This is a genomic window from Pseudomonas sp. MMS21 TM103 (assembly GCF_022132145.1).
Taxonomy (GTDB): Bacteria; Pseudomonadota; Gammaproteobacteria; order Pseudomonadales; family Pseudomonadaceae; genus Aquipseudomonas.
This window is the reverse complement of sequence record NZ_JAJISP010000005.1, coordinates 178,890-197,387: the sequence shown is the minus strand read 5'-3', so window position 1 is coordinate 197,387 and position 18,498 is coordinate 178,890. Positions and strand designations below refer to the sequence as shown.

General features: G+C 62.8%; 19 protein-coding genes and 1 tRNA gene. 13 read left to right on the top strand and 7 right to left on the bottom strand.

The window, feature by feature from the left end; all coding sequences use genetic code 11:
- Nucleotides 1-12: 12 nt before the first annotated feature.
- From LJY18_RS16355 to ltaE, 3 genes are all read left to right on the top strand, one after another.
- Entirely contained in the window at nt 13-297 is a 285-nt protein-coding gene (locus tag LJY18_RS16355) for a topoisomerase II (RefSeq protein WP_238042859.1), read from the top strand.
- Between the two features lie 10 nt (nt 298-307).
- Nucleotides 308-1,324 carry a succinylglutamate desuccinylase gene (gene astE, locus LJY18_RS16350; protein ID WP_238042858.1) on the top strand — a complete coding sequence of 339 codons (1,017 nt, stop codon included), beginning with the start codon at nt 308-310 and terminating at the stop codon, nt 1,322-1,324.
- A 231-nt stretch (nt 1,325-1,555) separates the two neighbouring features.
- A complete protein-coding gene (gene ltaE, locus LJY18_RS16345) occupies nt 1,556-2,560 on the top strand; it encodes a low-specificity L-threonine aldolase (protein WP_238042857.1) in 1,005 nt (334 codons plus the stop codon).
- A 158-nt stretch (nt 2,561-2,718) separates the two neighbouring features.
- Here ltaE and LJY18_RS16340 read toward each other — a convergent pair whose 3' ends face one another.
- Nucleotides 2,719-4,152: a M48 family metalloprotease gene (locus tag LJY18_RS16340; protein WP_238042856.1), complete on the bottom strand. Its 1,434-nt coding sequence runs from the start codon at nt 4,150-4,152 to the stop codon at nt 2,719-2,721.
- A 106-nt stretch (nt 4,153-4,258) separates the two neighbouring features.
- Between LJY18_RS16340 and LJY18_RS16335 the strand changes: the two genes are divergently transcribed.
- Both LJY18_RS16335 and LJY18_RS16330 read left to right on the top strand, forming a co-directional pair.
- Complete coding sequence (locus LJY18_RS16335; RefSeq protein ID WP_238042855.1) at nt 4,259-4,510, top strand: sulfurtransferase TusA family protein; 252 nt, start codon at nt 4,259-4,261, stop codon at nt 4,508-4,510.
- A gap of 40 nt (nt 4,511-4,550) precedes the next feature.
- Nucleotides 4,551-5,618, top strand: coding sequence for an AI-2E family transporter (locus LJY18_RS16330; RefSeq protein WP_238042854.1), 1,068 nt, complete (start codon nt 4,551-4,553; stop codon nt 5,616-5,618).
- 95 nt (nt 5,619-5,713) lie between these two features.
- Here the strand turns inward: LJY18_RS16330 and LJY18_RS16325 are convergent, their stop codons facing one another.
- Both LJY18_RS16325 and LJY18_RS16320 read right to left on the bottom strand, forming a co-directional pair.
- Nucleotides 5,714-6,187, bottom strand: a complete 474-nt coding sequence (locus tag LJY18_RS16325) for a peroxiredoxin (RefSeq protein WP_238042853.1) — start codon at nt 6,185-6,187, stop codon at nt 5,714-5,716.
- 10 nt (nt 6,188-6,197) lie between these two features.
- Nucleotides 6,198-6,755, bottom strand: coding sequence for a glycine cleavage system protein R (locus tag LJY18_RS16320; RefSeq protein ID WP_238042852.1), 558 nt, complete (start codon nt 6,753-6,755; stop codon nt 6,198-6,200).
- 227 nt (nt 6,756-6,982) lie between these two features.
- On the opposite strand from LJY18_RS16320, the gene dapA reads away from it, so the two are divergent.
- The 5 genes from dapA (at nt 6,983) to LJY18_RS16295 (ending at nt 11,494) form a co-directional block, all read left to right on the top strand.
- Nucleotides 6,983-7,861 (top strand): 4-hydroxy-tetrahydrodipicolinate synthase, encoded by an 879-nt coding sequence (dapA, locus tag LJY18_RS16315; protein ID WP_238042851.1) that lies wholly within the window; start codon nt 6,983-6,985, stop codon nt 7,859-7,861.
- Nucleotides 7,862-7,878: 17 nt separating this feature from the next.
- Complete coding sequence (gene bamC / locus LJY18_RS16310) at nt 7,879-8,997, top strand: outer membrane protein assembly factor BamC (protein WP_238042850.1); 1,119 nt, start codon at nt 7,879-7,881, stop codon at nt 8,995-8,997.
- Between the two features lie 86 nt (nt 8,998-9,083).
- On the top strand, nt 9,084-9,953 hold the full coding sequence (locus LJY18_RS16305) for a phosphoribosylaminoimidazolesuccinocarboxamide synthase (protein ID WP_238042849.1): 870 nt from the start codon (nt 9,084-9,086) through the stop codon (nt 9,951-9,953).
- A 267-nt stretch (nt 9,954-10,220) separates the two neighbouring features.
- Nucleotides 10,221-10,310, top strand: a tRNA-Ser gene (locus LJY18_RS16300).
- Nucleotides 10,311-10,630: 320 nt separating this feature from the next.
- Nucleotides 10,631-11,494 (top strand): fumarylacetoacetate hydrolase family protein, encoded by an 864-nt coding sequence (locus LJY18_RS16295; protein ID WP_238042848.1) that lies wholly within the window; start codon nt 10,631-10,633, stop codon nt 11,492-11,494.
- Between the two features lie 486 nt (nt 11,495-11,980).
- On the opposite strand, the gene LJY18_RS16290 is transcribed toward LJY18_RS16295, so the two are convergent.
- From LJY18_RS16290 to LJY18_RS16275, 4 genes are all read right to left on the bottom strand, one after another.
- Nucleotides 11,981-12,136 carry a hypothetical protein gene (locus LJY18_RS16290; RefSeq protein ID WP_238042847.1) on the bottom strand — a complete coding sequence of 52 codons (156 nt, stop codon included), beginning with the start codon at nt 12,134-12,136 and terminating at the stop codon, nt 11,981-11,983.
- A 407-nt stretch (nt 12,137-12,543) separates the two neighbouring features.
- Nucleotides 12,544-12,888 carry a YdbL family protein gene (locus LJY18_RS16285; RefSeq protein WP_238042846.1) on the bottom strand — a complete coding sequence of 115 codons (345 nt, stop codon included), beginning with the start codon at nt 12,886-12,888 and terminating at the stop codon, nt 12,544-12,546.
- 11 nt (nt 12,889-12,899) lie between these two features.
- On the bottom strand, nt 12,900-13,091 hold the full coding sequence (locus tag LJY18_RS16280) for a YnbE family lipoprotein (protein WP_238042845.1): 192 nt from the start codon (nt 13,089-13,091) through the stop codon (nt 12,900-12,902).
- Nucleotides 13,092-13,106: 15 nt separating this feature from the next.
- Nucleotides 13,107-15,716 carry an intermembrane phospholipid transport protein YdbH family protein gene (locus tag LJY18_RS16275; RefSeq protein WP_238042844.1) on the bottom strand — a complete coding sequence of 870 codons (2,610 nt, stop codon included), beginning with the start codon at nt 15,714-15,716 and terminating at the stop codon, nt 13,107-13,109.
- A 50-nt stretch (nt 15,717-15,766) separates the two neighbouring features.
- Here LJY18_RS16275 and LJY18_RS16270 point away from each other — a divergent pair, with 50 nt between their 5' ends.
- From LJY18_RS16270 to rmuC, 3 genes are all read left to right on the top strand, one after another.
- Nucleotides 15,767-15,976: a hypothetical protein gene (locus LJY18_RS16270; protein WP_238042843.1), complete on the top strand. Its 210-nt coding sequence runs from the start codon at nt 15,767-15,769 to the stop codon at nt 15,974-15,976.
- 519 nt (nt 15,977-16,495) lie between these two features.
- Nucleotides 16,496-16,903, top strand: a complete 408-nt coding sequence (locus LJY18_RS16265) for a tetratricopeptide repeat protein (protein WP_238042842.1) — start codon at nt 16,496-16,498, stop codon at nt 16,901-16,903.
- A gap of 69 nt (nt 16,904-16,972) precedes the next feature.
- The gene (rmuC, locus tag LJY18_RS16260) at nt 16,973-18,460 is read left to right on the top strand and encodes a DNA recombination protein RmuC (protein WP_238042841.1); all 1,488 of its coding nucleotides are present in this window, start codon (nt 16,973-16,975) and stop codon (nt 18,458-18,460) included.
- The last annotated feature ends 38 nt before the right edge of the window (nt 18,461-18,498 follow it).

Genomic DNA, 18,498 nt, shown 5'->3' with positions numbered 1-18,498 from the left:
GAGCTTTGAATAATGTCCGATGTCCTGCAACTGATCCTCGAAGATGAAGATGGCACCCAGCTGGAAACGACCTGCACGCGCTTTGCGGTGATGTGGCAGGGCAAGGAAGTCTGGTTTCAGCAGGTGGGTAACGGTCAGTTGATGATCGGCGTGGACGTGGCGGAGGGTGACAGCGAGTACGCGAATCTGCTGCTGCGTCCGCTGGCCACCAATCTGGTCAGCCTGGAGCTGGAGATGGAAGCGGCCGAGCTTGGCGACGACGAGCACGTGCACGGCCCTGACTGCAATCACGATTGAGGTAACTCCTATGCTTGCCCTCGGCAAACTGCTTGAATTGACCCTGGCCGGCCACGAACCGGCAGCGAAGATCCAGCTGACGCCCGAGGGCGCGCGCATGCGCTGGCTGGCCGAGGGTGCGCTGGAAGTGACGCCGCCAGCGGCCAGTGATAACGGCCTGGATCTGCTGCTCTCGGCCGGCATCCACGGCAATGAAACCGCCCCCATCGAATTGCTCGACCGCCTGCTGCACGCCATTGCCCGTGGCGAGCTGAAGCCGCGCGCACGAATCCTCTTCCTGTTCGGCAACCCGCCGGCGATCCGCCGCGGCGAGCGCTATATCGAGCAGGACATCAATCGCCTGTTCAACGGCCAGCACGAACAGCATGCCGGGGCCGAGGCCATGCGTGCCTGCGATCTTGAACACCTGGCCGCCACATTCTTCAGCAAGCCCGAGCGCACGCGCCTGCACTACGACCTGCATACCGCGATCCGCGCCTCCAAAATCGAGCAGTTCGCCCTCTATCCCTGGCAGGAGGGTCGACCGCGCAGCCTGCGTGAGCTGGCCCGGCTGAATGCCGCGGGGATCGAGGCGGTGCTGCTGCACAACAAGAGCTCGATCACCTTCAGTGCCTACACCTACACGCAACTGGGGGCGGAGTCGTTCACCCTGGAGTTGGGCAAGGCGCGTGCCTTTGGCCAGAACCAGGGGGTCAATCTGGGGCGGCTCGAAGAGCGTCTGCAGCACATCATCGCCGGCTGCGAACCGGAGCCAGGGCAGCCAGGCACCGAGCTGGACGGGCTGCAATTGTTCGCCGTGGCGCGGGAAATCATCAAGCACAGCGATACCTTCAAGCTGCACCTGCCGGCGGATGTGGAAAACTTCAGCCAGCTGCCGGTCGGCTACCTGCTTGCCGAGGATCTGGCCGGCACTCGCTGGGTCGTGGAAGAGCCGGGTGCGCGGATCATCTTCCCCAACCCCAAGGTGAAAAACGGTCTGCGTGCCGCCATCCTCGTCGCCCCCGCCGAAGACGTGCAGCTGGCCTGAGCGGCGGTGAAAGGCGCTCGTCTACTGCGCCCGCTGCGGCGTGGCGCGCTTTGTGATGAACGGCTGGAGACAGTCTCGCGCCGGCACTCGCGATGTTCAGCGCCTCTGAGCGCTCATTTACCGACCCTGGGTGCCTGCGCAAGGTCTGCGACTGTTCCCGCAGAACTGTACCTTGTGTGCCCGTCACCGGCGCCTTAGCATCGGTTTTTTCGTCACTTCAAGGAACCCTCCATGCCCGTCATCGACTTGCGCAGCGATACCGTAACCCAGCCAACCTCGGGCATGCGCGAGGCCATGCTGGCGGCCGAACTGGGCGATGACGTCTACGGCGAGGATCCCACGGTCAACCGCCTGGAGCAGTACCTGGCGGCCGAACTGGGCTTTGCCCGCGCACTGTTCGTGCCGACCGGCACCATGAGCAACCTGCTCGGCCTGATGGCCCATTGCGAGCGCGGCGACGAATACATCGTCGGCCAGCAGGCGCACACCTATAAATACGAAGGCGGCGGCGCCGCAGTGCTGGGCTCGATCCAGCCGCAGCCGATCGAGGGCGAAGCGGATGGCTCGCTGGACCTGGCCAAGGTCGAGGCGGCAATCAAGCAGGACGACTTCCACTTCGCTCGCACTCGCCTGCTGGCGCTGGAGAACACCATGCAGGGCAAGGTCCTGCCGTTGACTTATCTGGCCGCTGCCCGCGAGCTGACCCGCAGGCGTGGCCTGGCCCTGCACCTGGACGGCGCGCGGCTGTACAACGCGGCGGTCAGGCAGGGCGTGCCGGCCAGGGACATCACCCGGCACTTCGATTCGGTTTCGGTCTGTTTGTCCAAGGGTCTGGGCGCGCCTGTGGGGTCGGTGCTGTGTGGCAGCGACGAACTGATCGGCAAGGCGCGGCGTTGGCGCAAGGTGGTGGGCGGCGGCATGCGCCAGTCCGGCGTGCTGGCTGCCGCCGGACTCTATGCCCTGGAGCATCAGGTGGCGCGCCTGGTCGAGGATCACGCCAATGCCGAACGCCTGGCAGACGGGCTACGCGGGTTGGGCTACGCGGTCGAGCCGGTGCAGACCAATATGGTCTATGCCCAGGTCGGCGAGCAGGCCGGCGCACTCCAGGCCTTCTGCGCCGAGCGCGGGATCAAGCTGACGGCCGCGTCGCGTCTGCGCATGGTCACGCATCTGGATGTCAGTGCCGAGGACATCGAGCGGGTGCTCGAGGCCTTTTCTGCCTTCGCGCGGGCCTGAGCGTTTTTTCACAACCTCTGGGCCGGTTCGCCAGGCCGTAGCTGCCGAGAGCTTGACTGTCTGCCATCCTGGGGGCGCCTGTGACTTCAGGTTCGCCCAGGTCGAGGGTGGCTCATCTCGGTGCTGTCCGCTCCGGCCGTGCAAGTGTTCCCGCCGGCCTAGCGCAGCATCTGCTCGATGATGCGCTGGTCTTCCAGCAGTTCGCGTTGCCGCGCGTCGATGCGTGAGGCGAGCGGGAAGTTGTTGGTCGCACGGCGTTTGGCGAAGTCGAGTTGTTCGATCGCCTGATCGTAGTCGCCGACCAGGGCGAAGTATTCCGCACGTGCCTGGTGCAGGCCGATGGTGTTGCCACTGAGGCCGCGCACTTCGGCGACCTGGTACCAGACGTCGGGGTCTTTCGGGCGGCTTTTCAGCAGCTCGTCGAGGGCGCGCTCGGCCTCCTGGGGGCGTGCCTGTTTCATCAGCACGTCGATGCGCGCCTGCTGCAGTGGGTAATTGTTCGGGTAGTTACTCATGAGTCGCTCGATGCGGCTCTGTGCTTCCGGCAGGTGGCTGGAGGCGCTGTCCAGTTCGATCTGGGCCAGGTTGTAGGCGATATTGTCGGGCTCCGCCTGCAGCAAGGGTTGCAGGCTCTCGCGGGCCTTCTGGTGCTGGCCGCTCTTGATCTGCGCCAGGGCCAGGCCGTAGCGGGCGGCGTGCAGTTTTGGGGTTTCATCGAGCAAGGCGCGAAAACGCTTGGCCGCCAGTCCCGGAGTATCTTCGTAGTTGAGCTGCACGCGGGCGCGCATCAACTGGTAGCGCGCGCTGTCGGTCACACCGCCGGCCTTGGTTTGTGCGGCGCGGTTGCGGGTGTCGGCGATGCGCGACTCGGATACCGGGTGGGTCAGGAGGAATTCCGGCGGCATGCGGTCGTAGCGATATTGGCGCATCAGGCGTTCGAACATGCTCGGCATGGCGCGGGGGTCGTAGCCGGCTTTCTCCAGATTGACCAGGCCAATCCGGTCCGCCTCCTGCTCATTCTGTCGGGAGAAGCGCCGCTGCTCTTGAATGGCTGCCGCCTGAGTCGAGGCGATGGCCGCTATGCCGACATCGCCTGCCCCTGCCGCCGCGGCCACGATCCCGGCGAGCATTGCGGCCATCAGCGGCAGTTGCATGCGCTGCTGGGCTTCCAGGCCGCGGGCAAAGTGGCGTTGCGACAGGTGGGCGAGTTCGTGGGTCATGACCGAGGCATATTCAGCTTCGGTCTGGGCATAGAGGAACAGGCCGCCGTTGACCCCGATGATTCCGCCGGGGGCGGCGAAGGCATTGATTTGCGGGCTGTCGAGCAGGACGAATTCCAGGCGCCGATCCTTCAGTTCGCTGGTTTCTCCCAGGCGATAGACACTGCTCTCGACGAAATCCTTGAGCTGCGGGTCCGACAGTTGGCGGGTCTGGCCGCGCAACAGGCTCAGCCAGGCACGGCCAAGCTGATGTTCTTGCTGGGGCGAGACAATCGCGGAGCTGGCGTCGCCGAGTGACGGTAGATCGCTGGCCAGGCCCGGCTGAGCGGTCAGGCAGGCGAGCGTCAACAGGATGGGGCGCAGAACATTCATGCACAGAGCTCTTGGCGAACAAAGTCGTTACTGTAGCCGGGCAAGCGCTCACCTGGCCAGGGTTGCACGGACTTGGGTATCCTTGGCGCTGTTTAGGAGGGCTCGAATGAACGATGGACAAGAGTGGGACGGTGCCTGCGACGCCGAGTTGGATGCCAGTGGATTGAATTGCCCGCTGCCGTTGCTCAAGGCCAAGCTGGAGTTGAATCGCCTGGCAAGCGGTGCAGTGCTCAAGGTCATTGCCACGGATGCCGGCTCGCAACGGGATTTTCGTGCCTTCGCCAGGCTCGCAGGCCACGGCCTGCTGCGTGAAGAGGAAGAGGCGGGTGTGTATCGCTATTGGTTGCGTAAAGCCTGACACGCGTTCTGCGTGGGCTGTTTCGATCTAAGGACTATTGATGATTAAGGTGTTACGCGGGTGGATGCACCGCTATTTTTCCGACGAACAGGCGGTGGTCCTTGCGGTGCTGCTGGTGCTTGGTTTCGCCGCCGTTCTGACCCTCGGTGGCATGCTGGCGCCGGTGTTGACCGGTCTGGTGCTGGCGTTTCTGATGCAAGGGCTGGTCAATGCCCTGGAGCGCCTGCGCCTGCCGCGGATGATGGCGGTGGCGCTGGTGTACCTGCTGTTCTTGAGCTCGCTGGTCTTGTTCCTGCTGGTGTTGATGCCGCTGATCTGGCGCCAGTTGAGCACCCTGTTCAACGAGCTGCCGCGCATGCTCGGCGAGTGGCAGGCGCTGTTTCTGCTGTTGCCGGAGCGTTACCCGAATCTGATCAGCGATGCCCAGGTGTTGCAGTTGACCGAGGCGATCAGCGGCGAGGCCGGTAAGTTCGGCCAGTGGGCGCTGTCGTTCTCCCTGTCCAGCCTGCCAATGTTGGCCGGGATCATGATCTACCTGGTGCTGGTACCGATCCTGGTGTTTTTCTTCCTCAAGGACCGCGAGGTGATAGGTACCTGGTTTCGCGGCTACCTGCCCCGTGAACGTACCCTGATTACCCAGGTCGCTCAGGAAATGAACCAGCAGATCGCCAACTACATTCGTGGCAAGTTCATCGAGATCATCATTTGCGGCGTCGTCACTTACATTGCCTTCGCCGCGCTGGGACTCAACTATGCGGCGCTGCTGGCGTTGCTAGTGGGGTTGTCGGTGGTGGTGCCGTACATCGGCGCGGTGGTGGTGACGGTGCCGGTGGCGCTAATCGGTCTGTTCCAGTGGGGCTTCGACGATCAGTTCCTCTACCTGATGGTGGTATATGGGGTGATCCAGGCGCTGGACGGCAACGTGCTGGTGCCGCTGCTGTTCTCCGAGGCGGTCAACCTGCACCCGGTGGCGATCATCTGCGCGGTATTGCTGTTCGGCGGCTTGTGGGGCTTCTGGGGGGTGTTCTTCGCCATTCCGCTGGCGACCCTGTTCAAGGCCGTGCTCAATGCCTGGCCGCGCAAGGAGCTGGCGTTGCGCGAGGAGTGAGGATGGCGCTTGTGGGATAGCCGGGCCAGGCGCGGCCGCAGCAAAAAGGCCGCTTGCGGGAACCCCGGCAAGCGGCCTTTTGCGTACGTGCGGCTTCAGTCGTTGTGCAGCGCCTGGGCGGCGGCCAGCACGGCCTCGACATGACCCGGTACTTTCACCCCACGCCATTCCTTGCGCAGCACACCGTGCTTGTCGATCAGGAAGGTGCTGCGGTCGACGCCCAGGTACTCCTTGCCGTAGAGCTTCTTCAGCTTGATCACGTCGAACAACTGGCAGAGCGCCTCATCCTTGTCCGTGATCAGCTCGAAGGGGAACTGCTGCTTGCCCTTGAAGTTCTCGTGGGACTTGAGGCTGTCCCGCGATACGCCGAACACCAGGGTGTTGGCGGCCTGGAAGTCCGGGTAGTGATCGCGAAAGCCCTGGCCTTCGGTGGTACAGCCAGGAGTGCTGTCCTTCGGATAGAAATAGATCACCACCTGCTGGCCTTGCAGTGCCGACAGCTGAACCTGCTGGCCGCTGGTAGCCGGTGCCTGGAAATCTTCAACCGGGGTGTCGAGTGCTACGGCCATGACAGCTTCCTTATGGGTTTTGTGGGCGCCAGGGTTCGATCAGGGCGTCCAGATTCAAGGCGTCGGAGAAATCGAGGAACTGATCGCGCAACCAGCTGATCTGGGTGCCAGCCGGCAGCGTCACGGTCAGCGTCGCATTGAGCATGGTGCCGCCGGTCTGCGGGGCCTGGTAGGTATCGCAGGTGAGGCTTTCCAGTTCGACGTTGTGGTCGATGAAGAACTGGCACAGCTCATTGAGGATATCCGGGCGGTAGGCCGAGCTGACATAGGCCACGTAGGGCAAGGCCTGGGGGCGATTCTCCGCCGCGGCACTGCGCGTCACGTTGACCGTGAAGGCGTGCTTCTTGGCCAGGGCAGGCAGGCTCGACTCCAGGCGCGCCAGGGCGTCCCAGCTGCCGGAGACCTGCAGCACCAGGGCGCTGAACTCGCCATGCCGGCTCAGGCGGGTGCTGACGACGGCGCAGCGGTTTTCATTGCTGGTGCGGCACAGCACATTGGTCAGCTCCATGGCGTTGGGGCCGAGTGCACTGATGACGAGGAATTGTTCGCGAACTGGGGGGGTGGACATGCAGCATTCCTAGAGCGATGAACGCTCGGCCCACAATGAGTACCGAGCAAAGCGGGAAGGGTAGCGAAAAGCGCAGCTCAGGGGAATGCCAGTCAATGGATGAGTGAAAGGAATAGCGGGCTGCTCGCCCAGTCACCGCGCTGGCCGATCGGCCTTTTCCTTCGCTTGTACAAGGTGGGTGGCGCCAGTACCATTACCGCTCTCTTTTTTCCGGCAGGAGTGGTTGCATGATTGCGGGCAGTATGGTGGCACTGGTCACGCCCATGGATGCACAAGGTGGTCTCGATTGGGACAGCCTGAGCAAACTGGTGGATTTCCACCTGCAAGAGGGCACCAACGCCATCGTCGCGGTCGGTACCACCGGCGAGTCGGCCACGTTGGAAGTTTCCGAGCACATCGAAGTGATCCGACGTGTGGTCGACCAGGTTGCCGGGCGCATCCCGGTCATCGCCGGCACGGGTGGCAATTCCACCCGCGAGTCGGTCGAACTGACGCGCGCCGCGAAGGATGTGGGCGCCGATGCGTGCCTGCTGGTCACGCCTTATTACAATAAGCCCACACAGGAAGGCCTGTATCTGCACTTCCGGCATATCGCCGAGTCAGTGGCCATCCCACAGATTCTCTACAACGTGCCGGGTCGCACCGTGTGCGACATGCTGCCAGAGACGGTCGAGCGTCTGGCGAAGATCGCCAACATCATCGGAATCAAGGAAGCCACTGGCGACCTGCAGCGCGGCCAGGAAGTCCTGGACCGGGTGAGCAAGGATTTTCTGGTGTATTCCGGCGATGACGCCACTGCCGTCGAGCTGATGCTGATGGGCGGCAAGGGCAATATCTCGGTGACCGCCAACGTTGCGCCGCGCGCCATGAGCGAGTTGTGTGCCGCTGCCATGGCTGGCGATGCCGTGACTGCGCGAGCCATCAACGATCGCCTGATGCCGCTGCACAAGGCCTTGTTTATCGAGTCCAACCCGATTCCGGTGAAGTTCGCCCTGCATGAAATGGGCATGATGCCGGACGGTATCCGTTTGCCGCTGACCTGGCTCAGCCCGCGTTGTCATGAACCGCTGCGTCAGGCCCTGCGCCAGTCCGGCGTTTTGGTTTAATTGAGGAAATACTACGCATGAAGCGACTGGGCGGACTCTCCGCACTTGCTCTGATCATCTCCAGTACCAGCGGTTGTGGCTGGATCTATGGTGAAGATGGCTATTTCCGTGATCGCGGCAGCGACTACCTCTTGGCTCGGCAAACCGCCCCCATGCAGTTGCCGGCGAACGTCGAGGCTAAGCGTCTCGATCCGTTGTTGCCGGTGCCGGCTCAGGTTGCCAGCAGCACGTCCGAGGGTGAATTCGAAGTCCCGCGCCCGCAGCCTCTGGCCGTACGTGCCGATGCCAGCGAGTTCAGCTTGCAGAAAAGCGGCGAATCACGCTGGCTGGTCGGCCAGCGCGTGCCGGGCGAAGTCTGGCCGATCGCACGCCAATTCTTCGAAGACAACGGTTTCAAGATTGCCAATGAGCGTCCGCAGATCGGCGAATTCGTCACCGCGTGGCAGCGCGTTGATCAGCTGTCTGCAGCCATGTCGCGGCGCCTGAGCAGTCGTGTCTCGGGCCTGGCGGCAGATGCCGAAACCCGCGTGCGGGTGCGTGTCGAGCCTGGCGTGCAGCGCAATACCAGCGAAGTCTTCGTGCTCAGTGCCGAGCGACCAGCTGGCAGCACTGCCGATGTGGCCTTCGCCAGTGGCAGCGGCAATGCCAGCCTGGAAGCCGCGCTGCTCGACGAAATGCTGGTGAGCATGGAGCGCAGTGCCGAGCAGGGCGGTTCCGTATCGCTGCTGGCTGCACGCGACTTTGATGCGCCGAGCCGCGTCAGCCTGTCGGAAGACGGTAACGGCAACCCGGTGTTGAACCTGGGTGCCGATTTCGATCGCGCCTGGTCCGGTGTCGGTCGTTCCCTGGAAGCGGCCGATGTGCGCATCGACGACCTCAATCGTAGCCTCGGTGTGTACTACATCAACCTGGCCGAAGGGGCGCAGAAGAAGGGCGAAGAGCCGGGCTTCTTCTCTAATCTGTTCGGTGGTAAGCCGGACAAGGAAGAAATCGATGCGCGTGCCGAGCGTTACCAGGTGCGCCTGACCGCCGTCGGCGACAGCGTCCAGGTTACCGTGGAAAAAGACCTGAACACCGTGGCGCCAGCCGATGTGGCACGTCGCATTCTGGAGCTGATTCAAGAGAACCTAGGCTAAGCCCTGGTTGTTCCTGCGTCGTAATACCGATAGGCGAAACCCACCGGGTTTCGCCTGTTTCGTTTGCTAAAGGCGGAAATCCCGACATGACCACTCCTGCAACCCTGAGCCTGAAGAAGATCTACTCGGGCAAAGTCCGCGACCTCTATGAAATCGACGACAAGCGCATGCTGATGGTCGCCACCGATCGCCTCTCGGCCTTCGACGTGATCCTCGCCGAGCCAATCCCGGACAAGGGCAAGATCCTCACCGCGATCTCCAATTTCTGGTTCGACAAACTGGCCGGCCTGGTGCCCAACCACTTCACCGGCGACAAGGTGGAAGACGTGGTGCCGGCCGCCGAATTGCCGCTGGTCGAGGGGCGCGCGGTAGTCGCCAAACGCCTCAAGCCGGTTGCCGTGGAAGCCATCGTGCGCGGATACATCGCCGGTTCCGGCTGGAAGGAATACCAGAACAGCGGCACCGTCTGCGGTATCCAGCTGCCAGCCGGGTTGCAGGAAGCCTCCAAGCTGCCGCAACCGATCTTCACTCCTTCGACCAAGGCCGCCGTTGGCGACCACGACGAGAACATCTCCTTCGAGCAGTGCGCCGCGATCATTGGCGACGAACTGGCGGCCAAGGTGCGTGACACCTCTATCGCCCTGTACAGCGCCGCCGTCGAGTACGCCGCCACCCGCGGCATCATCATTGCCGACACCAAGTTCGAGTTCGGTCTGGACGAAAACGGCACCCTGACCCTGATGGACGAAGTGCTGACCCCTGACTCCAGCCGCTTCTGGCCGGCCGACAGCTACGTCGAAGGCAAGAACCCGCCTAGCTTCGACAAGCAGTTCGTGCGCGACTGGCTGGAATCCACCGGCTGGAACAAAGAACCCCCGGCCCCGGCCGTACCGGCTGAGGTCGCGCAGAAAACCGCCGACAAGTACCGCGAAGCGCTGACTCGGCTGACCGCCTGATCGATTGCTGTGCGGCACAGGAGAGGCGCTTAGGCGCCTTTTCTGCTTGATGGGCGTTGTAAGCGTGTTGCATGGGGCATCTGTCCCCCTGTAGACCCGGAAGGGGTGCCTGGTCTTCATCCGCCAAGCATTGCTTCTCGATAGCGAGCGGGACGTTTCCGACCACGCGCACCCAGGGCACCAGCGCAAGCATCTGAATGTATGTGAAAAATTCTAGCATTTGGGCTTCGCCAAACGTGTTTGTGCTGCTATGATGCGCGCCGCCACGGGAAGATGCCGGAGTGGCCGAACGGGACGGATTCGAAATCCGTTGTGTTAGCGATAGCACCTAGGGTTCAAATCCCTATCTTCCCGCCATATGTGTAAACGCCAAGCCCCTGATTTCTCAAACGACTTCAGGGGCTTTTGCGTTTCTGGTGTGCCGGTCAGGCGAAAGCGGTGTTCTGCCGGCCGCTTCATTGCGGTCTGGACCTGCCTAAAGCCCATCATCCGCGAAACCACTTGCGCCAGGCGCTCCGCGTCCGGGATTAGTTGACCTCTACTGTGCCGTAGGCTGCCGTTCTCGGCGAGAATAGGCCGGCAGCTGGTCGTTCGACTGGAGCAGGAAGAGCGTTGACCCGGTTTGCCGGGGTTACTGAGTTCCGCTACATAGCGGGCATGAATTCAAGGGTGGTGTGATGAGGCTAGTAACTTTCCAAGCGGGCGAAAGGGTCGGGCTGGGCAAGGTTGTCGGTGATCGGGTTATTCCCCTGGCGGCGGCATTGCCAGACCTGCCTGGCAGCATGGCACGCCTGCTGGCGGCCGGCCCCGAGGCATTGGCGCGGGTCGCCGCGCTGCAGCCGGACAATGACAGCCTGGCGCTGGATCAGGTGCACCTGCTGGCGGCGGTGACCGATCCGCAGAAGTACCTGGCAATCGGCATGAACTATCGCGCCCACGCCGCCGAGGCCGAGCGTAACGGCGTGCCGATTCCCAAGTCGCAGCTGTGGTTCAACAAGCAGGTCTCCTGCCTCAACGGCCCTTATGATCCTATCGACCTGCCGAGGGTCTCGACCAAGCTCGATTACGAGGCCGAACTGGGCGTGGTCATTGGCAAGCGCTGCCGACATGTATCGGTGGAGGATGCGCCATCGGTGGTTGCCGGTTATCTGGTCGCTAACGACGTCAGCGTGCGTGACTGGCAGATGCGCAGCCCGACTTTCACCCTCGGCAAGTCCTTTGACAGTCACGGTCCTATTGGTCCGTGGCTGGTCACCGCCGATGAGGTGGCGGATCCCCATGCACTGATGATGCGGGCTTATGTGAACGGCGAAAAACGTCAGGAAACCAGTACCGGCGACATGATCTACAACATCTGGGAGCAGATCGCCTACCTGTCGACGGTGATGACCCTGGAGCCCGGCGATATCCTGGCTACCGGCACGCCGGCCGGGGTCGGCGTCGGCTTCACGCCCAAGCGCTTCCTCGTCGTAGGTGATGTGGTACGGATCGAGATCGACGGTCTCGGCCATATCGAGAACACCGTGGTCGCCGAGGCCTGAGAGGCGGGAAGAAAACGCCCGGCTATTGCGACCGCCGCCGATGTTGCACCAGGCAAGCAATGGGGCCATTCAGCTCTCTGGGCGCCGCCTGTTTTTTGCCTGGCAGCCGGTGGTCGGCGAACTGTTCGGTCAGGCTTGGCCTGTGTGCTCGATGGCGACTGAAAACGGCTGGCTGCAGTGCGCCGCTGCTCAGGCGGACGCCATGAGTGGCCGTGGCACGGCCTGGGGGAGAATCACGGCGAGCCATCGATCCGTCTTTCCGCTACCGACAGCGTTTGGCAGGGGCTTGAGCCTATGGATACGGCCACTGGCCACATTTTTGGCGGCCTGTTGATTGGCTGCGGGCTATTTCCGGTTCAGCTTGCAGTGACTTTCTGCTCCGGATATCTGACCAGGTTTGCGCCGTTTACTCGGGGCGTTAACGCAGAAAACCGGCAAATGCCGGTTTTCTGGAGTTGCGGATACTGCAGTCGATTCAATCGAATCTCAGCAGTTACCCTTTTTTCCTTGGCCAGGTGGGCAGTGGGAGGAGCCGCCACCACCATCGTGGCCGCCAACATCGACGCCGATGCCGGGTAAGCGCAGGCTACAGCCTGAGATCAGCAAGCCTGCAAAAACAACAGCCATGATACGTACTAACATTTAGCAATTCCCTTTCATACGATGCCCGGAGTGGGCAGAGGTGGACGCCATGACAGCGGCCACCAGGATTTTCAGCAGTACAACGCCTGCATGTGTCGTCCGCACCTGAACGCTTCGCGCTGGGGCGAGCCCAATCAAGGTTGGGTTTCTCATGGTGCATACGCCGCAAGTCACTAGGGGCAAGCGGGCGTAATGGATCTGGCGGGATGATTCAGGCGTAACCTTACACGAAGTAAGACAAGGTGCATCGTCACTCGTTCAGTAGCGGTCAAAAAACTTTGGCGAATATATGGGTGGACCGTTATGACTACCTGGATCTGTTCGGGGAATATCCCCGGCAAATTGAAAAACCCCTGAGGCGCTGGCCTCAGGGGTTTTGGTTTTGCGGTGCGGGCTTGTCCGTTTAGCTACTTGCGTCGCCACTGGCCTTGCCATTGGATGAACTGGCCGGGCGGGGTCTTGTCGATGGCTTTCTTTCCGGCGATGGCTTCCACGTCGCTGAGCTGGATACCATTCTGGGTCGCCAGCTTCTGGTATTCGGCGCGGCGGGCCTGGTTGATCAGGCGGGCGATTTCGTCCACCTCAGGGCCGGGCTTGACCACACCGAGGTAGCCGTTGGGCATTTCGCCGAGTTGGCCGCTGGCCTTGGCGTCGCCGAGGGCGGACATGGCTTCGTTGAGGTTCAGGGCCAGCACCGGCAGGCTCAGGCTGAGCAGCAGGAGCAGGCTGGCGATTCGTTTTGACAGGGTCATGGTGTGGCTCCTTAGAACAGTCCGCTGGACTCACTGAACATGCCGTCCAGCGCCTTATCCACCTTGATGTAGATTTCGTGCTCGATCTTCACGTTGAGGTTGATGTTGATCGGCTCGTTGGGCATCGCCAGCTGCACCGTCGGGGTGCAGGCTACGCTCATCAGGCCCATCAGCAGGGCCGCGAAACAACTACGCAAGCGCATGGCGCTTCTCCTTGATTAAGGCTCCTTCGGGGAGGCTGCATTGCGCCTCAGCATACGCTGTTGCACCCGCTGCTTGATGATCTCATTTACCTTATCGGTCAATTGCAAGCTGGCCAGCAGGGTCGGGATATCTTCCTCCAGGTTGATATTGAAGTTGATCGGGCGGCCCTGTTCAATCGCCGGGTTGCGGCCTTCCAAGCGCACGGCCAGGAGCAACTTGCCTTCGCGATCATAGTTGACCTGGCTGCTCAGTGTCGTGAACTGAAAGTTTTCCAAAGATTGCGTTACCAGTTGCATGGCTGGGTTGCTGCGACCCAGTGCCCTGATGCGCTCCGATTGAAATTCCAGGCGTCCGCCCGGCGCGCGCGCGAGCAGTTGTCCCTGTTCGATCTCGATGCCGGCGGGGCCGATGCTCAGCGGCAGTTGGCCGTCGATGAGGCCGCTGCCCGCCAGGCCCTCGGCCGGGTAGAGGGTAAAAAGCTGATTGAGGTCGAGGCCTTGCAGGTGCAGGGGAAACACCTGCGTGCTCTGCTGCAGATCCCACTGGCCGGGAGCGAGCCGGAGCATGCCGCCCATTACCGAGGCCTGGGCCTCTTGCACCTTGAGCAGCCCCAGGTCCGGTTGCATGCGGGCTGCCGTGTAGGTGCCGCGTAGCAGCGCCGGGCCGATGGGCATGCCCGGGTTGACTTGCTCCACACGCAGCTCGGTCAGGTCGAGATAGAGCTGGCGCTGATCGACGCGCAATTGCAGGCGCGTATCCAGACCGCTGATTTCGCTGCGGTCATAGATACCGGCCAGGCCTTTGCCGTTGAGCTTGAGTTGTATGTCGGGCGAGGTGCGGCCCGGGGCGAGGCTGAGGCTGGCGTTGCCGCTCAGGCGGCCGTTGTTGAAGTCGAGCAGCGCCGGCCAATCAGCCAGGGTTTTAGCCAGCGGATTGCCGGCACGCAGAAAGACTTCTGTCAGCTGCGCCTTCAACTGCAGGCCCTTGCTGCTGTTGTGTTGCAGTTGCACGGCCATCTGCAGATCGGCATCTGCCGACACCTGGCCGCTCAGGTCGAGCCGTTGCTGGCTGGCCGCTAACGTGCCCTGCCAGCGCCAGCCCTGCGGCTTGAGGGTCGCCTGCTCGAGACGTTGGGTTGCCAGCGTGGCGGGGCCGTGCAGATTCCACGTCTGCACGGTGCCGGCCTGGTGCTGCGCTTGCAGCTGCAAGTCCTGAGTGAGGGCGCTGACCTGCAGCAGACGCAGTTCTGCACCCTTCAGTTCGCCCAGTTCGAGTTGCGAGCCTTTGCTCAGGTCGAGGCGCAGTTGTTCAGTGTCCAGGTAACCGTTGAAGTTCAGCCTGGCTTGCAGGTCGCGCAGTTGCCAGTCGCCGACAGCAAAGCCAGGGCTGCTGACGCTGAGCTGCCCATTGCCCAGCTGTGCGGCCCAGGGCGGTGCGTTGGTCAGGGCCAGCGTGGCCTGCAGGTCGAGCTGGCTGGCGCCGCTGCTGGTCAGGCTGATCGCCAGTGGCAGCGAGTGCTCGGCCAGGTTGTCGGGAAGCTCGGCGAGTGGGCTTGTGGGTTGAATGCGCAGGTGCAACGAGTCGGGGTGCAGGGCTGGCGGCAGCTCGCTCAGCCACTGGGCGGGCAATCGATCCAGCTGCAGATCGGCCTCCAGGCGTTCGGCGAACCATTGGCCCGCGACGCCGCGGGCGGCGATACCAAAACTGCCTTGCACCTGGCCCGCGCCAGGGATTGGCCAGGGTTGCGGTAGGGAGGCGCTGGCGTCGAGCTGGCCACTGGCGCTGCGCAGTCGCTCCAGGCTCAGGGCGCCGGAGGCCAGCTGGAGTTGCCAGGTCGCCGAGAGTCGCGCGGCGCTCGGGGCGCTGGGCAGCCGAGCGTCAGGGGCAAGGGTCCACTCGCTGAGCCAGTCTTGCAAGGCCACGGCCTGGCTGAGGTCGGGGGCATCCAGCTTGCCGCTCCATACTGGTCCGGCAGGGCTGTTGCGCAGGCTGCTGTGCAGGCTCAGTTGGCTGTGTCCGTCGACTGCCAGGTTCAGGCGCAGGTCGGCCGCCTGAGCGTCGCCCTGCAGGTGTGCACGCCATGCCAGCTGTTGCTCGCGGTGTTGCAGGTTGAGCAGCAGTTCCAGTGCCCGCGGGGCATCTTGCGTCCGGTTCAGTTGCAGGTCGCCTTGCAGCGTACAGCGCCCGCTGGCGCAGGGCAGTTCGGCAGTGAGCTGCTCGATGTGCAGGCTGAGCGGCAGCCAGGCCAGCGCTGCTGCCAGTTGCTGCAGGTCGGGTGCAGTAGCGCTGGACTCCTGCTGGTTATCCTGTGCGGCGGGTTGCCAGGCAACGGCGAGACGCGCGAGGCGAATATGCTGCCAGAAGGGCGGCGTCAGGCTGAATTGCTGCCAGCCCAGATGCAGATCTTGCGCCGTGAGTTGGGTGCTGCCGGCACTGTCACGCTGCTCCAGGTCGAGACGAGCCAGGCCGATGCCGGTTAGCGACAGACGTGTTCCCTGCCAGTCGAGCCGGTGAATGGCGTGACGCTCCAGCAGGCGCAGCCAACTGAAGTAGCTATAACCGCCAAGCAGCGCCAGGAGTATGAGCACGCTGATGATTCGCAGCCCGGAACGCCGGCTGATCATGAGTACATTTCCATTGTGATAAAGGCAGGGTGCTGCCTGGACGTTAACCCATGAGCCTGGGGCTGCCAATCAGCTGCTGGCGGGTCGTTGCAAAAACCGTCGCATCGACCGGCGCGGTCCATGGCTATTGCGTGCGGTTGGTGGAAGGCCGCGACCATCAGTCGCAGCTCGATGAGCTGGCCAGCGTTGCCGCGTCAGGGTCAGGCGGACAGATCATAAGGCATGGCGTGTGCCTGTTGCCGGCGATAGCCGGTTTTTAGCCGCTATTTGCCTGAAAATACCCGGTAACTCGCTCAAAAATCACTGTCAGACGAGGTTGGTGAGGGGGTCGTGGCGGGCAATATTATCCTGGGCTGAAGACTCGGTTCCATTGGAACCCAGTGATTACTGCGCGACCGCTTGAGGCGTACGTCTTGGCCGGTAAATGCCCCTAAACAGGGCGTTCGGGCGCACCGGCGGAAAAACTTGTGCACATTTACGATGCACCTTGTCAAGGCTGAATTTGTGATTGCTGTAAATCCTTGATTCTGCATGGAGATTTTTTAAGTCAATGAAAAATATGGTTTTTTTGAGCTGGTGAAAAAATCATCAGTTTGACCTGAGGCCCCATGGCATAGGCGATCAGGCGTCTTGCGCCCATGTTATCCACTGAGTTATCCACAGCTTCTGTGGATTGTCGCAAGCGTTCGCTCTGGTCCGCTCTCGCGCGCATTTATCGGGGCTTTACCTCGGCGAAAAAAGGAGTAGAGTTCGCGCCTTTCCCGCTACAGCTGCTTCTTATGTCACGCGCATTGCCCCGTTTATCCACTGCAAAATCCCCTGCCAGTCCTCGCTTGCCAATACGTGTTGCGCTCTGGCTGCTGGACAGCCCGCGCTTCGGTCATGCGCCTAGCGTCAAACGCTTCGCCGGCCAGTTGCTCAAGCAGCCGGCGCGTGAGGGTGTGGTGCTGGCCCAGAGCCGGCTTGGGCAATTGCTCTGCCGCGACTGTGGCAATACCCGCGATCGGCGTATCGGCTTCGAATTGCTGCGCCAGGCTGCACGTTCCGGCGATCGCCGCGCCCAGCTGGAGCTGGGAAGGCTGTACAGCCAGCCGCGGCGCAATGAACCCTTGCAGGCGCGGCACTGGCTGGAGCTGGCAGCCGCACAGGGTTCGGCTGAAGCCAAGCAACTGCTGACCGGTCTCTGATCCCCGCCTGAGCGTTCTGCGCGGGGCCGGGCTGGGTATACTGCCCGGCAATCTTGCGCGGAGCCGCTTATGCCAATCGATTTCCCTTTCCAGCTGCCTGCGCTGCTACTCGGCTTGGCCGCTGCGGGCGTGCCGCTGCTGGCGCTGGCCTGGTCGCTGCAACGGCGTGCAGCCAGTGCGCAACTCGAATCCAGCCTCTTGCAGGAGCGCCTGAGTAGCGCGCAGTTGACTCAGGCTGGCCTGGGTGCGCAGCTCGATGAATGCCGCGAGGAGCTCGCCGAGATCAGCGAGATCAAGGCCGACCAGCAAGCCGAGCTGGCGGCCAAGCGGCGCGAGACCGAACTGCTGCAGCACGAACGGCAGATCGCCCGCGAGGCCGCGCTGGCCTGGCAACAGCAGCGTGAACAGCAGGAAGCCGAATTGCGTCGCCTGGGCGCCGAGCGGGCGGCCCTGAGTGCCGAGTTGCGCGAGCAGCAGGGTAACCACCAGCAACGCCTGGACGACCTGCAGGGCTCGCGCGATGAGCTGCGTGCGCAGTTCGCCGAGCTGGCCGGGAAGATCTTCGACGAACGCGAGCAGCGCTTTGCCGAGACCAGTCAGCAGCGCCTGGGTCAGTTGCTCGATCCGCTCAAGGAACGCATCCAGTCCTTCGAAAAACGCGTCGAGGAGAGCTACCAGCAGGAAGCCCGCGAGCGCTTCTCCCTGGGCAAGGAGCTCGAGCGCCTGCAGCAGCTCAATCAGCGTCTGGGTGATGAAGCGACCAACCTGACCCGCGCCCTGCAAGGGCAGAAGACCCAGGGCAACTGGGGTGAGCTGGTGCTGGAGCGGGTGCTGGAGCATGCCGGTCTGGAGAAGGGCCGCGAATACCAGACCCAAGTCAGCCTGAAGAGCGCCGACGGTCAGCGTTTCCAGCCCGATGTGCTGATCCAGTTGCCCGGCGAGCGGCAGGTGGTGGTAGATGCCAAGGTCAGCCTGACGGCCTATCAGCAATATATCGCCGGCGAAGACGAGCCAACCAGGCAGCAGGCCCTGAAGCAGCATGTGCTGTCGTTGCGTGGTCATTTGAAGGGGTTGTCGCTGAAGGATTACCAGCGCCTGGAAGGCCTGCACAGTCTGGATTTCGTGCTGTTGTTCGTGCCGATCGAGGCAGCCTTCGCCGCGGCACTGCAGGCCGACACCGGCCTGTTCCAGGAGGCCTTCGAGCAGAACATCGTGATCGTCAGCCCGACCACCCTGCTGGCGACCCTGCGGGTGATCGACAGCCTCTGGCGCCAGGAGCGACAGGGCCAGAACGCGCGCGAGATCGCCGAGCGCGCCGGGGCGCTGTACGACAAGTTCGTCGCGTTCATCCAGGATCTGGATGAAGTCGGCGCGCGCCTGCAGCAACTGGACAAGGCCTATGCCGCAGCGCGCAACAAGCTGTGCGACGGCCGCGGCAATATCATCAGTCGGGTGGAGAACCTCAAACTGCTCGGCGCCCGCGCGAGCAAGAGCCTGCCGCCCGAGTTGCTCGAACAGGCGGCCGGGGTGGCGGTGTTGGATGAGACGGCGCAGTAGGGCGTGTCTAACCTGTTCGGGGTTGCCTGAGCGTTCGC

Excerpts from the sequence above, each read along its gene's own strand:
- LJY18_RS16355 (WP_238042859.1), top strand. The coding sequence starts at position 13 with ATGTCCGATGTCCTGCAACTGATCCTCGAAGATGAAGATGGCACCCAG.
- astE (WP_238042858.1), top strand. The coding sequence starts at position 308 with ATGCTTGCCCTCGGCAAACTGCTTGAATTGACCCTGGCCGGCCACGAA.
- ltaE (WP_238042857.1), top strand. The coding sequence starts at position 1,556 with ATGCCCGTCATCGACTTGCGCAGCGATACCGTAACCCAGCCAACCTCG.
- LJY18_RS16340 (WP_238042856.1), bottom strand. The coding sequence starts at position 4,152 with ATGAATGTTCTGCGCCCCATCCTGTTGACGCTCGCCTGCCTGACCGCT.
- LJY18_RS16335 (WP_238042855.1), top strand. The coding sequence starts at position 4,259 with ATGAACGATGGACAAGAGTGGGACGGTGCCTGCGACGCCGAGTTGGAT.
- LJY18_RS16330 (WP_238042854.1), top strand. The coding sequence starts at position 4,551 with ATGATTAAGGTGTTACGCGGGTGGATGCACCGCTATTTTTCCGACGAA.
- LJY18_RS16325 (WP_238042853.1), bottom strand. The coding sequence starts at position 6,187 with ATGGCCGTAGCACTCGACACCCCGGTTGAAGATTTCCAGGCACCGGCT.
- LJY18_RS16320 (WP_238042852.1), bottom strand. The coding sequence starts at position 6,755 with ATGTCCACCCCCCCAGTTCGCGAACAATTCCTCGTCATCAGTGCACTC.
- dapA (WP_238042851.1), top strand. The coding sequence starts at position 6,983 with ATGATTGCGGGCAGTATGGTGGCACTGGTCACGCCCATGGATGCACAA.
- bamC (WP_238042850.1), top strand. The coding sequence starts at position 7,879 with ATGAAGCGACTGGGCGGACTCTCCGCACTTGCTCTGATCATCTCCAGT.
- LJY18_RS16305 (WP_238042849.1), top strand. The coding sequence starts at position 9,084 with ATGACCACTCCTGCAACCCTGAGCCTGAAGAAGATCTACTCGGGCAAA.
- LJY18_RS16295 (WP_238042848.1), top strand. The coding sequence starts at position 10,631 with ATGAGGCTAGTAACTTTCCAAGCGGGCGAAAGGGTCGGGCTGGGCAAG.
- LJY18_RS16290 (WP_238042847.1), bottom strand. The coding sequence starts at position 12,136 with ATGTTAGTACGTATCATGGCTGTTGTTTTTGCAGGCTTGCTGATCTCA.
- LJY18_RS16285 (WP_238042846.1), bottom strand. The coding sequence starts at position 12,888 with ATGACCCTGTCAAAACGAATCGCCAGCCTGCTCCTGCTGCTCAGCCTG.
- LJY18_RS16280 (WP_238042845.1), bottom strand. The coding sequence starts at position 13,091 with ATGCGCTTGCGTAGTTGTTTCGCGGCCCTGCTGATGGGCCTGATGAGC.
- LJY18_RS16275 (WP_238042844.1), bottom strand. The coding sequence starts at position 15,716 with ATGATCAGCCGGCGTTCCGGGCTGCGAATCATCAGCGTGCTCATACTC.
- LJY18_RS16270 (WP_238042843.1), top strand. The coding sequence starts at position 15,767 with ATGAGCCTGGGGCTGCCAATCAGCTGCTGGCGGGTCGTTGCAAAAACC.
- LJY18_RS16265 (WP_238042842.1), top strand. The coding sequence starts at position 16,496 with ATGTCACGCGCATTGCCCCGTTTATCCACTGCAAAATCCCCTGCCAGT.
- rmuC (WP_238042841.1), top strand. The coding sequence starts at position 16,973 with ATGCCAATCGATTTCCCTTTCCAGCTGCCTGCGCTGCTACTCGGCTTG.